This window comes from Halomonas sp. 1513 (assembly GCA_001971685.1).
Taxonomy (GTDB): Bacteria; Pseudomonadota; Gammaproteobacteria; order Pseudomonadales; family Halomonadaceae; genus Franzmannia.
The window spans coordinates 495,796-509,937 of record CP019326.1; the positions used below are offsets into that span (position 1 = coordinate 495,796).

Sequence of the window (14,142 nt, forward strand, 5' to 3'; positions counted from 1 at the left end):
AGCCCGAGCGGGCAGCATACATAAGCGCCAGATCGGCCCGAGCACCGTTACCCGTACCACTTATCGCCAAATCTTGAGTCCACCATGACCACGCCCTTCGTTCATCTTCGCGTTCACACCGAGTACTCCCTGGTCGATGGCCTGGTGCGCCTCAAGCCGCTGGTCAAGGCCACCGCCGAGCGCGGCATGCCGGCCGTGTCGATCACCGACGAAGCCAACCTGTTTGGCCTGGTCAAGGCCTACAAGGCGGCCCAGGGCGCCGGCCTCAAGCCGATCATCGGCAGCGACCTGTGGCTGCACAACCCCCACGACGAAGGCCACCCCTACCGGCTGACGCTGCTGGCCATGAACGACGTGGGCTACCGCAACCTTACCGAACTGATCTCCCGCGGCTGGACCGACGGCCAGCGCCAGGGGCTGGCGATTCTCGACAAGGCCTGGGTATTCGAACAGAGCGAGGGGCTGATCGTGCTCTCCGGCGCCCGCGAGGGCGAGATCGGCCGCCACCTGCTGGCCGACCACCCCGACGAGGCCCGCGCGCTGCTCGACGAGTGGAACGCCCGCTTTCCGGGGCGCTTCTACCTCGAGCTGACCCGCACCTCGCGCCAGTACGAGGAGGAGTGCCTGCACCTCTCGGTGGCCCTGGCCGAGCAGAGCGGCACCCCGGTGGTGGCCACCAACGACGTGCGCTTCCTCGAGCGCGAAGAGTTCTGGGCCCACGAGACCCGGGTCGCCATCGGCGAGGGCAAGGCGCTCGACGATCGCCGCCGCGAGCGCCGCTACAGCGAGGAGCAGTACCTCAAGAGCCCGGCGGAGATGGCCGAACTGTTCGCCGACATTCCCGAAGCGCTGGAGAACAGCGTGCTGATTGCGGCGCGCTGCAACGTCGACGTACGCCTGGGCGAGATATTCCTGCCGGAGTTCGAGATCCCCGAGGGCATGACCCAGGACGAGTTCTTCCGCAAGATCTCCCACGACGGCCTCACCGAGCGCCTCGACTTCCTCTACCCGGCTGAGCGCTACCCGCGCGACGGCGCCGAGTATGCCGAGATCGACCAGCGCTATCGCGAGCGACTCGATTTCGAGCTGAACATCATCATCCAGATGGGCTTCCCCGGCTACTTCCTGATCGTGATGGACTTCATCCAGTGGGCCAAGGACAACGACGTGCCGGTGGGGCCGGGGCGCGGCTCGGGGGCGGGCTCACTGGTGGCCTACGCGCAGAAGATCACCGACCTCGACCCGCTGGAGTACGACCTGCTGTTCGAGCGCTTCCTCAACCCCGAGCGTGTCTCGATGCCCGACTTCGACGTCGACTTCTGCATGGAGAAGCGCGACCGGGTGATCGACTATGTGGCCGAGCGCTACGGTCGCAACGCCGTGTCGCAGATCGTCACCTTCGGCACCATGGCCGCCAAGGCGGTGGTGCGCGACGTGGCGCGTGCCCAGGGGCGGCCCTACTCGCTGGGCGACAAGCTCTCCAAGCTGATCCCCTTCGAGGTCGGCATGACCCTGGCCAAGGCCATCGAGGCCGAGCCGGCGCTCAAGGAGTTCGTCGACAACGACGACGAGGCCGCCGAGATCTGGGAGATGGCGCTCAAGCTCGAGGGCATCACCCGCGGTACCGGCAAGCACGCCGGCGGGGTGGTGATCGCCCCTACCAAGCTCACCGACTTCTCGCCGCTGCTGTGCGACGAGGAGGGCAATGGCCTGGTGGTGCAGTTCGACAAAAACGACATCGAGGAGGCCGGGCTGGTCAAGTTCGACTTCCTCGGCCTGCGCACCCTGACCATTATCGACTGGGCGCTGGAGATGGTCGACAAGGTACGCGCCGTCAAGGGCGAAGGCCCGCTCGACATCGACACCATCCCCCTCGACGATGCGCCGACCTTCGAAATGCTCAAGCGCGCCGAGACCACCGCGGTGTTCCAGCTCGAATCCCGCGGCATGAAGGAGCTGATCAAGCGCCTGCTGCCCGATTCGCTGGAGGACATGATCGCCCTGGTCGCGCTGTTCCGCCCGGGGCCGCTGCAGTCGGGCATGGTCGACGACTTCATCAACCGTAAGCACGGCCGCGCCGAGATCTCCTACCCGCACCCGGACTACCAGCACGAGTGGCTGAAAACGGTGCTCGAGCCCACCTACGGCATCATCCTCTACCAGGAGCAGGTGATGCAGATCGCCCAGGTGCTGGCGGGATATAGCCTGGGCCAGGCCGATATGCTGCGCCGCGCCATGGGCAAGAAGAAGCCCGAGGAGATGGCCAAGCAGCGCGCCGGCTTCATGGAGGGCTGTGCCGCCAACGGTATCGACAAGGAGCTGGCCGGCAATATCTTCGACCTGGTGGAGAAGTTCGCCGGCTACGGCTTCAACAAGTCGCACTCGGCGGCCTACGGTCTGGTCTCCTATCAGACGGCCTGGTTGAAATCACACTATCCCGGGCCCTTCATGGCCGCGGTGATATCCACCGAGATGGATAATCTCGACAAGGTGGTGCCGCTGATCGAGGAGTGCCGCAACCTCAAGCTCACCGTGACCCCGCCGGACGTCAACGTCGGCGGCTACAAGTTCACCGTGGATACCGAGGGTCGGGTGGTCTACGGCCTGGGGGCGATCCGCGGCGTTGGTGAGGGGCCGATCGGCGCCATCGTCGAGGCCCGCGAGGCCGACGGACCCTTCAAGGACCTGTTCGACTTCTGCCGCCGGGTCGACCCCAAGCGCATGAACAAGCGCACCCTCGAGGCGCTGATCCGCTCCGGGGCGCTGGACAACCTGGGCCCCAATCGCGCCGTGCTGAGCGCAGCCCTGGAGGCGGCGCTCAAGGCCGCCGCCCAGAACCTCAGCAACCAGAACCTGGGCATGATCGACATGTTCGGCGAGGCCTTCGTCGACGAGGAGGTCGGTGACGTCTATGCCGACTATCGCGATGCTCGGGAATGGACCGACAAGGAGCGCCTGGCCGGCGAGAAGGACACCCTGGGGCTGTACCTCACCGGCCACCCCATCGACGAGTACGAGCAGGAGCTCAAGCGCTTCGTCTCGACGCGTATCAGCGACCTCAAGCCGTCGCGGGAGCCGCAGCGCGTCGCCGGGCTGGTGGTGGGGATGCGCACCATGAAGTCCAAGCGCGGCGACACCATGGCCTTCGTCACCCTCGACGACCGTACCGGGCGCATCGAGGCCTCGCTGTTCGGCGAGCTGTTTGACCAGCTGCGCGGTCGCCTCGACGCCGACCAGGTGCTGATCGTCGAGGGTGAGGTGTCGAGCGACGACTACTCCGGCGGCTTGCGCCTGCGCGGCAAGGAGATCACGCCGATGGTCGAGGCGCGCAGCAAGTTCGGCCAGGCGGTGGAAGTCTCGCTGGACGGCGCCCGCGCCAACGGCCGCATGGTGGCCAGCCTGCGCGACAGCCTCACCCCGCACCGCGATGCCAGCGGCCTGCCGGTGCGGCTCAAGTACCGCAACCAGGACGCCAGCGGCTGGCTGGAACTGGCCGAGGAGTGGAAGGTGGCGCCCAGCGACGAGCTGCTGATCGCCCTGCGCGAGGTCGAGGGGCAGGACGGTGTGCGCTTGAAATACCGCTAGGCAGCGATGACGGATACTTGCGCGGGGCAAACGAGGCGCGCCGGCATCGGGGCTGTGCCGGCGACAGGCCTACGAGGAGGCGCTGTGAACCCATCCCTGGGCGCTACCTTGCGCCATCCATGGCGCAAACCTCCTCTTCGACCTGTCCCCGGCGCCCCTTGGCAGGCAGGAACTCCTCGTCCCCTGCCTTGCGCCGCGCGTTGAGGGTGCGATAATGCCGACACTCGATTTTATGGCGTCCGGGGGTAAACACCCTTCATCCTCCCCGGGGACAGCAATGACAAGGCGGCTTAGCCACTATGAATCCCAACTATCTCGATTTCGAACAGCCCATCGCCGAACTGCAGGCCAAGATCGAAGAGCTGCGGCTGGTCGGCAACGACAGCAAGATCAACATCAGCGAAGAGGTCGCCAAGCTCGAGGAGAAGAGCAAGAAGCTCACCGAGTCGATCTTCAAGGACCTTAGCGCCTGGCAGGTCTCGCAGCTGTCGCGCCACCCCCAGCGCCCCTACACCCTCGACTACCTCGAGCACGTCTTTACCGACTTCGATGAGCTCCACGGCGACCGGCACTTCGCCGACGACGCCGCCATCGTCGGCGGCGTGGCACGGCTCGACGACAAGCCGGTGATGGTGATTGGCCACCAGAAGGGCCGCGACGTCAAAGAGAAGGTGCGCCGCAACTTCGGCATGCCGCGCCCCGAAGGCTACCGCAAGGCGTGCCGCCTGATGGAGATGGCCGAGCGCTTCAAGATGCCGGTGCTGACCTTCATCGACACCCCGGGCGCCTATCCCGGCATCGACGCCGAAGAGCGCGGCCAGTCCGAGGCGATCGCCTACAACCTGGCGGTGATGTCACGGCTCAGGACGCCGATCATTGCCACCGTGGTGGGCGAGGGCGGCTCCGGCGGGGCACTGGCCATCGGCGTATGCGACGAGCTGGCGATGCTGCAGTACTCCACCTACTCGGTGATCTCCCCCGAGGGCTGCGCCTCGATCCTGTGGAAGAGCGCCGAGAAGGCCTCCGACGCCGCCCATGCCATGGGCATCACCGCCGAGCGCCTCGAGGAGCTGGGCTTCGTCGACACCCTGATTCCCGAGCCGCTGGGCGGTGCGCATCGCCATCCGCGCACCACTGCCGAGCGCGTCAAGACGTCCCTGCAGGGCAGCCTGGAGCGCCTGCAGAGCATGGATATCGATGCCCTGCTGGAGCGCCGCTATGCGCGCCTGATGAGCTACGGCGCCCCAGCGTAGCGAGATGAGGCTACAGGCCCTGATCGATGACGCCCTGGCGGAGACCCCGCCGGGGCGCGCTGTCTGGGTAGCGCTGTCCGGCGGGCTCGACTCCTCGCTGCTGCTGACCCTGGCCGCCGATGCCTGTCGCCGTCACTCCCGCCCGCTGCACGCCCTGCATGTTCACCACGGCCTACAATCCGCCGCCGACGATTTCGAACGCCACTGCCGCCAGCTCTGCGCGCAGCTGGGGGTGCCGCTGTGCGTCGAACGGGTGAGCGTCGCGCGTGATGCCGGGCAGGGGCTGGAGGGGGCCGCCCGCGAGGCGCGCTATGCGGCCTTTGCCCGCCGGGTGGCGCGGGGCGAGACGCTGTGGCTGGCCCAGCATCGCGACGACCAGGCCGAGACCTTCCTACTCGCCGCGCTGCGCGGCAGCGGCGTGCGTGGCCTGGCCGGCATGCCGCCGCATCGCGTGTGGCGAGGCCGCGACCTGCGGCGCCCGCTGCTGGGTGTGGCGCGGGCCGACCTCGAAGAGGCCGCCCGCCGGCTGGCGGTCAACTGGGTCGAGGACCCCAGCAACACCGATACCGGATTGGACCGCAATCACCTGCGCCACGACCTGCTGCCGGCGCTCGAAGCGCGCTGGCCGCAGGCCGCGGCATCGCTGGCGCGTTCCGCACAGCTGGCCGGCGAAGCCGATGCGCTGCTCGACGATCTGGCGTCGCTTGATCTGACGGCACTGGGGGGCGTGGCAGAACGGCTGCCGATCACTCCGCTGGTGGCACTCTCCGTGCCGCGCCAGCGGCTGCTGATTCGCCACTGCTGCCAGCGGCTAGGACTGCAGACACCGCCGGCCGCGCGCCTGGCGACGCTTACCGATCAGCTCGACGGCCGCCGCGACGCCGAGGCGCGGATCGCCTGGCCGGGTGGAGAAGCGCGCTGCTGGCGTGGGGCGCTCTACCTGCTGGCGCCGCCCACGTCACTGCCCGCCAGTTGGCAGGCGGAGTGGAATGGCTGCCTGCCCCTCGACACGCCGCTGGGGAAACTGAAGGTGACGCTAAGGCACGAGCAGGGGAAGCCGCTGGCACTGCGGGTGCGCGCACGCCGGGGCGGCGAGCGTTTGGCACAGCCGCAGCGTGGCAGCCGTGACCTCAAGCGTCTGCTGCAGGAGGCCGGACTGCCGCCCTGGCAGCGCCGGCGGCTGCTGGTGGTGTGGCACGCAGAAGAGGTGGTGGCGGTGCTCGATGCCACGGGGCGCGCCGCCGTGCCCTGCGCGCCGGGCTGGGCGCTTAGCTCGCCGCCGGCACCACCAGACTCAGGCTGAAGCCCGCCGCGGCCTGGTACTCGACCTCCTGCTCGAGGTCGGTGACCAGCAGGGCGGCGTCGTCCAGCGGTTGATGGAGGGTCAGGATCAGGCCGTCGCCGTCTGCCACCAGCTCGATGCCGCGCGCCGGCGCCTCGGGCCGCGAGTGGTTGAGCAGCACCGCCAGGCGCAGCAGCCTCGCCAGGCGCGCATAGGGCCGCTGCAGCGCCAGGGGCAGGCTGTCGAGCTCCTTGAGCGGAAACTTGCGGCGGTGGGCACGCACCAGGAAGGCCAGCACCTGCTGCTCGGGCCGCGAGAAGCCGGGCAGGTCGGAGTGGTCGAGCAGGTAGGCGCCGTGGCGATGAAACTGGCTGTGCGAGATGGCCAGGCCGATCTCGTGCAGCTGCGCGGCCCAGTCGAGAAACTGCGCCTGCTCGTCGATCAGCGTCCACGCCTCTCTGACCTGCTCGAACAGCGCTTGGGCGCTGAACGCCACGCGCTGTGCCTGATCGTCGTCGACGCCGTAGCGATGGCGCAGCGTGGCCAGCGCCTGGCGTCGCGAGTCCTCGGCGGTATTGCGCCCGGCGAGATCGTAGAGCACGCCCTCGCGCAGCGCGCCGTCGGCGAAGCGCATTTGGGTAAGATCGAAGGCCTCGAAGGTCGCGCAGAGAATCGCGATACCCGCGGGAAACACCGTGGCGCGATCCTCCTTGAGGCCCTCCATGGCCACCTGGTCGAGCTGCTTGCACTTGATCAGCCGCTTACGCAGGTTGAATAGCGCCTCGCGCTCGATCACTCCTTCTGGGCACTCGCCACTAGCCGCCAGCACTGCAGCGGCGGCCTTGACGGTGCCGCTCGAGCCGACCGGGTCGGCCCAGCCCAGTGCGCGGTAGGCGCGGCGGATATTGGCCAGTTCCGACAGCGCCGCCAGCTCGGCGCGGCGAAAGCGCTTCTCGCTGAGCTCGCCGTCGCCGAAGAAGCGTCGGGTGTAGGTGACACAGCCCATGTGCAGGCTCTCCAGCGCCAGGGGCGCGAAGTTCTCGCCGATGATGTACTCGGTAGAGCCGCCGCCGATATCGACGATCAGTCGCCGGCCGTGGACCTCTGCCAGGGCGTGGGCGGCGCCGAGATAGATCAGGCGCGCCTCCTCGCGGCCGGCGATGATCTCGATGCCGTGGCCGAGCTGGGCCTCGGCGCGGTCGATGAATTCGCGGCTGTTGCTGGCGGCGCGCAGGGCGTTGGTGCCGACGATTCTCAACTGCTCGGCGGGGGTGTCGCCGATGAAGGGCGCAAAGCGTGCCAGGCAGTCGAGGGCGCGCTGCATGGCGGCCTCGCTGAGCCGATCATCGTCGTCGAGGCCGGCCGCCAACTGGACCTTCTCGCCCAGTTTGGCCACTACCTGCAACTGGCCCCCCTGGTAGTTGGCGACCAGCAGATGAAAGCTGTTGGAACCGAGGTCGATGGCGGCGAACCGACGGGGAGCGTCGCCGGCGTTGGGCATCCTGCGCGTGGCCGAATCGGAAAGCATGTGAAGATCCTTGCATCTGCATCGTGCAAGGTTGCGGCGGCGCCCGATGCTTGTCAATCGGCCGTGGCGATGCAGGGGCTTGCGTTTGCCGCCGGGCTTGTCTAACATCGAATCGTTCGCCTGTTCCGAATACTTCCCGACCGCGTCGCGGTCAACTCCAAGTCGTCAGACAGCCCGCTGATTCCGTGCCGGAAAGTGTTGTCACTTACCGAGCCGTCAATCAGGCGACATGAACATCGCTTCCCTCGCGCTTGCCATCGTCTCTGTCGTTTCCTGGCGGAAACGCCGACCGGCGAATGTCTCCCGAGTGAATGCCCGCCGGGCTCTGAACGCACCACGCGGCGTTTCGTCACCGCCTCCTGTCTTATTTCGGCGCTCCTGCGCCCCGCTGACACGAGCAATTTCTGAACAAACCGATGAATCTTACCGAACTCAAGCAAAAGACCGTGCCCGAACTGTTGGAAATCGCCCAGGAAATGGGTGCCGACAACCTCGCACGCTCACGTAAGCAAGACATTATCTTCGCCATTCTCAAGAAACACGCCAAGAGCGGTGAAGATATCTATGGCGATGGCGTACTGGAGATACTTCAGGACGGTTTCGGCTTCCTGCGCAGCGCCGACAGCTCCTATCTGGCTGGGCCCGATGACATCTATGTCTCGCCCTCACAGATACGGCGCTTCAACCTGCGCAAGGGCGACTCCATCTCCGGCAAGATTCGTCCGCCCAAGGAGGGCGAGCGCTACTTTGCGCTGTTGAAGGTCAATCAGATCAACTTCGATAAGCCGGAAAACGCCAAGCACAAGATCCTGTTCGAGAACCTCACCCCGCTGTTCCCCGACGAGCGCATGGTGATGGAGATCGGCAACGGCTCCACCGAGGATCTGACGGCGCGCATCATCGATCTCACTGCGCCCATCGGCAAGGGCCAGCGTGGTCTGATCGTCTCGCCGCCCAAGGCCGGTAAGACGCTGATGCTGCAGAACATCGCCACCTCGATCACGCGCAACAACCCCGAGTGTCACCTGATCGTGCTGCTGATCGACGAGCGGCCCGAGGAGGTCACCGAGATGTCGCGCACGGTGCGCGGTGAAGTGGTCGCCTCGACCTTCGACGAGCCGCCGGCACGCCACGTGCAGGTCGCCGAGATGGTGATCGAGAAGGCCAAGCGGCTGGTCGAGCACAAGAAGGACGTGGTGATCCTGCTCGACTCGATCACGCGCCTGGCGCGGGCCTACAACACCGTGGTACCCAGCTCCGGCAAGGTGCTCACCGGCGGTGTCGACGCCCACGCCTTGGAGAAGCCCAAGCGCTTCTTCGGTGCCGCGCGCAACATCGAGGAGGGCGGCAGTCTGACCATCATCGCCACCGCGCTGGTCGATACCGGCTCGAAGATGGACGAGGTGATCTTCGAGGAGTTCAAGGGCACCGGTAACATGGAGGCGCACCTCGACCGCAAGCTGGCCGAGAAGCGCGTCTACCCGGCGATCAATATCCGCCGCAGCGGTACCCGCCGCGAGGACCTGCTGGCCTCCGAGGACGAGATGCAGCGCATGTGGATCCTGCGCAAGCTGCTCAATCCGATGGACGATATGGGCGCCACTGAGTTCCTGATCGACCGGCTCAAGGATACCAAGACCAATATCGAGTTCTTCGAGGCCATGAAGCGGCGCTAATCGGCGCTATTGCCTTTTGACGCGTATCGAGGGGGCAGCATGCTATGCTGCCCCTTTCGTCGTTTTTGATACAGGAAGCCTATGAAGTACAAGGACCTGCGCGACTTCATCGCGGCACTGGAGGAACGGGGCGAGCTGGTGCGGGTCAGCGCCGAAGTCGACCCCTATCTCGAGATCACCGAGATCTGCGACCGCACCCTGCGTGCCGGCGGACCGGCGCTGCTGTTCGAGAACGTCAAAGGCCACAGCATGCCGCTGCTCGGCAACCTGTTCGGCACCCCGCATCGGGTGGCGCTGGGCATGGGCGAGGACTCGGTGGAGGCGCTCAGCGAGGTCGGCAAGCTGCTGGCCTTTCTCAAGGAGCCGGATCCGCCCAAGGGCATGCGCGACGCCTGGAGCAAGCTGCCGATCTTCAAGCAGGTCATGAGCATGGGGCCCAAGGTGGTGCGCTCATCGCCGGTGCAGGAGGTGATCCTCGAAGGCGATGCGGTCGACCTTGACCGCCTGCCGATCCAGCACTGCTGGCCGGGGGATGCCGCGCCGCTGGTGACCTGGGCGCTGGTGGTGACCCGCGGGCCGCACAAGAAGCGCCAGAACCTGGGCATCTACCGCCAGCAGAAGCTGGGCAAGAATCGCCTGATCATGCGCTGGCTGTCGCATCGCGGCGGGGCGCTGGACTTCCAGGAGTTCCAGAAGGCCAACCCCGGCCAGCCGTTCCCGGTGGCGGTGGCGCTGGGCGCCGACCCGGCCACCATCCTCGGTGCGGTCACCCCGGTGCCGGACTCGCTCTCCGAGTACGCCTTCGCCGGCCTCCTGCGCGGCTCGCGCACCGAGTTGATCAAGTGCGGCCATGCCGACCTCGAGGTGCCGGCCTCCGCCGAGGTGATCCTCGAGGGGTTCATCTACCCCGACGACATGGCGCCCGAAGGCCCTTACGGCGACCACACCGGCTACTACAACGAGGTCGAACACTTCCCGGTCTTCAGCGTCGAACGCATGACCATGCGTCGCGATGCCATCTATCATTCGACCTACACCGGCCGCCCGCCGGATGAGCCGGCGATCCTGGGGCTCGCCCTCAACGAGGTGTTCGTGCCGATCCTGCGCAAGCAGTTTCCCGAGATCGTCGACTTCTACCTGCCGCCGGAGGGCTGCTCCTACCGCATGGCGGTGGTGACCATGAAGAAGCAGTACCCGGGGCATGCCAAGCGGGTGATGATGGGCGTATGGAGCTTCCTGCGCCAGTTCATGTACACCAAGTTCGTGGTGGTGCTCGACGACGACGTCAGCGCCCGCGACTGGAAGGACGTGATCTGGGCCATCACCACGCGCATGGATCCGGCGCGGGATACCGTGCTGGTCGAGAACACGCCCATCGACTACCTCGATTTCGCTTCGCCGGTGGCCGGCCTCGGCTCCAAGATGGGCCTCGATGCCACCAGCAAGTGGCCAGGCGAGACCGACCGCGAGTGGGGGACGCCGATCGTCATGGACGAGGGCGTCAAGCAGTCGGTGGCGGCGCGCTGGGAAACGCTCGGTATCCCGCTGCCGGGGGATGCCACCACAGACAAGAGGACGCCATGACGGCACGCACCCTGACCTGCCTGGTCGACGAGGTCGAGAACCTCACCCCTGATGTCTTCCGCGTGAGCCTGGAGGGCCGCGCCGAGGCCGTTGCGCATGCGCCGGGCCAGTATCTCGAGCTGCAGCTCGACGACGCTACCTGGGTGCCGTTCTCGATCGCCAACGCCCATCGCGGCGATGGCCTGATCGAGCTGCATATCCAGCACTGGCCGGAGCGCGAGAATTCGGCGCGCCTGCGCGAGCTGATGCAGGAAGCCAGTCGCCTGACGCTGCGCCTACCCGGCGGCGACTGCGTGCTCGACCCTGACAGCACGCGGCCGCTGCTGCTGGTGGCCGCCGGGACCGGCTTTGCCCAGATGAAGGCCATCGTCGAGGCCGCGCTGGTCGCCGACCCGGCCCGCCAGATCGACCTGTGGTGGGCGGCCCGCGAGCGCCGCGACCTCTACCTCGAGTGGCTGCCCCGCGATTGGGCCGCCCAGTATCCAGGGGTGCGCTTCCATGCGGTCAGCGAGATCGTCCCCGAGGAGCCGTTCGACGGCGAGGGCGTCAGCGGCCACCTGGGGCGCGTCGATGCGGTACTCGGCAGCACCCTCAAGGACGTCTCGGGGCATGACGTCTATCTGTCCGGCTCGCCGGGCATGGTCTACGCCTGCATCGACGTGCTCGCTTCGCTGGGACTCGACGCCTCGCGGGTGTTCTCGGACGTCTTTGCCTATGCGCCGCGCGACCCGCTGGTGCCCACCGTGGGCAGCCTGGTCAAGCAGCGGGAGGCCTTGCAGTGAGCGCCTCGCCGATCCTGATCACCGGTGGCGCCCAGCGCCTCGGGCGCCACTGCGCCGAGCGGCTGCTCGACGATGGCCATGCGCTGATCATCAGCTACCGCCGCGAGCGCCCCGAGCTCGAGGCGCTGCGCCAGCGTGGGGTGGTCACCCTGGCCGCGGATTTCTCCAGCGAGGCCGGTATTCTCGACTTCATCGCGCGCCTGAAGGAGGCCACCCCGTCGCTGCGGGCGATCGTCCACAACGCCAGCGACTGGGCGCCGGACAGCACCGGCAGCGAGGCCGGGGCCAATTTCGAACGGCTGTTCCGGGTGCACATGCAGGCCCCCTACCTGATCAACCTGCACTGTCGCGAGCTGCTCGACGCCTGCAGCGAGCCGCAGCGCGACATCGTGCACATTACCGACTATGTGGTGCAAAGGGGCTCGAAGAAACACGCCGCCTATGCCGCCACCAAGGCCGGGCTCGATAACCTGACGCTGTCGTTTGCCGCCCTGTATGCCCCGACGATCCAGGTCAACGCCATCGCCCCGGCGCTGATCATGCTCAACGAAGGCGACGACGAGGCCTACGTCGAGAAAGCCAAGGCCAAGTCGGCGATGCAGATGATTCCCGGCCCCGGGGTGATCTACCAGAGCCTGCGCTACCTGCTCGACAATCGCTACGTCACCGGTATCACGCTGCCGGTCGATGGCGGCCGTCACCTGCGCTAGAATGGCGCCCATCCAAGCTGTGCCAATAGGAGAGAGCCCATGGTGGAACAGGATCCCAACTTCAAAGACGATACCGGCATGCTGGCGATTATCGTGGGACTGGTCGTATTGGTGGCCATGAGTGCGCTGCCGGCGACCATCGGCATAATTCAATTGCTCGGTTGAGGTGACTGAATACTTGCCAAGCGCACTCAGCGCGGTAGGATAGAAGCCAACGCAACCCGGAGCGACCCATGACCGCAAGCCCTCGCCATTTAGCCAACGCCGACTCGATGCCCGCCATCGTGGTTGCCGCGTGGGCCTTGGTGAACGGCTATTGGTATTGGTTTAGCGCCGGTGTGCCGGCGATGCGGTCGCACTGACCCATCGCGAGGCACACCCCACCGGGTTGCCTCCACCACCTTTCAGAACCCCCGGTCGGCAACCCGACCGGGGGTTTTGTTTTTGACACCATTGCCCAATCAGGAGCCAGACCATGTTCGACCCTATCGCCTCCCCCCTGCCGTCATGCACTGCTTACTACCGTGGCTATGGCAGCTGGCGATTTAGCGGCGTCCGGTCGGCTCAGCTCGCCACCTCCGGCCGGGTGATCATCGGTGGCCATCCAGTCCGATGTTCGACACCCTGTACGAGGTAAGCGCAATGACCATGACCCTGATCAAGCCAACGCCCAGTGATGCCGCCCCAGCCGCAGGCCTCGCTGCCGCCGACACCGCCATCGAGGCGCCGCTGCCCACCCCCCAGGCGCTGCGCCAGCAGCTGCCCCTCGATGCCGAACTGCAGAAGCGAGTCGCTGCCCAGCGTGAGCAGGTCAAGGCGATTCTGGATGGCCGCGACGACCGCCTGCTGGTGGTCGTCGGCCCCTGCTCGATCCACGACCCCCAGGCGGCTCTCGAGTATGCCGAGAACTTGAGCGTGCTGGCGCGCCAGGTCGAGGACCGGCTGCTGCTGGTGATGCGCGTCTACGTCGAGAAGCCGCGCACCACGGTGGGCTGGAAGGGCCTGGCCTACGACCCCCACCTCGACGGCAGCGACGACATGGCCCACGGCCTGGCGACGTCGCGAGCGCTGATGCGCGACGTCGTGGCAATCGGCTTGCCGGTGGCCACCGAGCTGCTGCAGCCGATGGTCGCCAGCTACCTCGATGACCTGCTGGCGTGGACGGCGATCGGCGCGCGTACCACCGAGTCCCAGGTGCATCGCGAGCTGGCCAGCGGCCTGGCGGCGGCAGTGGGCTTCAAGAACGCCACCGATGGCGGCATCCAGGTGGCCATCGACGCCATCCAGGCGGCGGCCCACGGCCATCGTTACCCCGGGTTGTCGGCGTCGGGCCGGCCCAGCCTGCGCCACACGCCAGGCAATGCGCACACCCATGTGGTGCTGCGCGGCGGCCACGGCGAGCCCAACTACCGCGCCGAGCATGTGGCGGCGACGCGTCGCACGCTGGCGGCCGCGGGCCTGGCGCCGCGGCTGATGGTAGACTGCAGCCACGCCAATTCGGGTAAGGACCATCGCCGCCAGAGCGAGGTGCTGCTCGACGTGCTGGACCAGCGCCTGGCGGGCGAGACGGCGCTGTGTGGCGTGATGCTGGAGAGCCAGCTATTCGAAGGTCGCCAGCCGCTCAAGCCTGGTGGCATGCGCTACGGCGTCTCGGTCACCGATGCCTGCATCGGCTGGGAGACCACCGAGCATCTGCTGAGCCTGGCCGCCGAGCGGCTGCGTTGACGTTATCCAAGGAATTG

9 protein-coding genes are annotated in these 14,142 nt (G+C 66.9%); 8 read left to right on the forward strand and 1 reads right to left on the reverse strand.

The window, feature by feature from the left end:
* The first annotated feature begins 84 nt into the window (after positions 1 to 84).
* The 3 genes from BWR19_02300 (at position 85) to BWR19_02310 (ending at position 6,141) form a co-directional block, all read left to right on the forward strand.
* Positions 85 to 3,585: a DNA polymerase III subunit alpha gene (locus BWR19_02300; protein ID APX91869.1), complete on the forward strand. Its 3,501-nt coding sequence runs from the start codon at positions 85 to 87 to the stop codon at positions 3,583 to 3,585.
* Positions 3,586 to 3,884: 299 nt separating this feature from the next.
* Positions 3,885 to 4,838 (forward strand): acetyl-CoA carboxylase carboxyltransferase subunit alpha, encoded by a 954-nt coding sequence (locus BWR19_02305; protein ID APX91870.1) that lies wholly within the window; start codon positions 3,885 to 3,887, stop codon positions 4,836 to 4,838.
* A gap of 4 nt (positions 4,839 to 4,842) precedes the next feature.
* Positions 4,843 to 6,141 carry a tRNA lysidine(34) synthetase TilS gene (locus BWR19_02310; GenBank protein ID APX91871.1) on the forward strand — a complete coding sequence of 433 codons (1,299 nt, stop codon included), beginning with the start codon at positions 4,843 to 4,845 and terminating at the stop codon, positions 6,139 to 6,141.
* Here the strand turns inward: BWR19_02310 and BWR19_02315 are convergent.
* A complete protein-coding gene (locus BWR19_02315) occupies positions 6,107 to 7,648 on the reverse strand; it encodes an exopolyphosphatase (protein APX91872.1) in 1,542 nt (513 codons plus the stop codon). The genes BWR19_02310 and BWR19_02315 overlap by 35 nt on opposite strands.
* A gap of 416 nt (positions 7,649 to 8,064) precedes the next feature.
* Between BWR19_02315 and BWR19_02320 the strand changes: the two genes are divergently transcribed.
* The 5 genes from BWR19_02320 (at position 8,065) to BWR19_02340 (ending at position 14,125) form a co-directional block, all read left to right on the forward strand.
* A complete protein-coding gene (locus BWR19_02320) occupies positions 8,065 to 9,324 on the forward strand; it encodes a transcription termination factor Rho (GenBank protein ID APX91873.1) in 1,260 nt (419 codons plus the stop codon).
* An 81-nt stretch (positions 9,325 to 9,405) separates the two neighbouring features.
* Positions 9,406 to 10,908: a 3-octaprenyl-4-hydroxybenzoate decarboxylase gene (locus tag BWR19_02325; GenBank protein APX91874.1), complete on the forward strand. Its 1,503-nt coding sequence runs from the start codon at positions 9,406 to 9,408 to the stop codon at positions 10,906 to 10,908.
* Positions 10,905 to 11,690, forward strand: a complete 786-nt coding sequence (locus BWR19_02330) for an NAD(P)H-flavin reductase (GenBank protein ID APX91875.1) — start codon at positions 10,905 to 10,907, stop codon at positions 11,688 to 11,690. The genes BWR19_02325 and BWR19_02330 overlap by 4 nt, the downstream gene beginning before the upstream one ends.
* Entirely contained in the window at positions 11,687 to 12,400 is a 714-nt protein-coding gene (locus BWR19_02335; GenBank protein ID APX91876.1) for a dihydromonapterin reductase, read from the forward strand. The genes BWR19_02330 and BWR19_02335 overlap by 4 nt, the downstream gene beginning before the upstream one ends.
* Positions 12,401 to 13,117: 717 nt before the next feature.
* Entirely contained in the window at positions 13,118 to 14,125 is a 1,008-nt protein-coding gene (locus BWR19_02340; GenBank protein ID APX94864.1) for a 3-deoxy-7-phosphoheptulonate synthase, read from the forward strand.
* Positions 14,126 to 14,142: the final 17 nt, after the last annotated feature.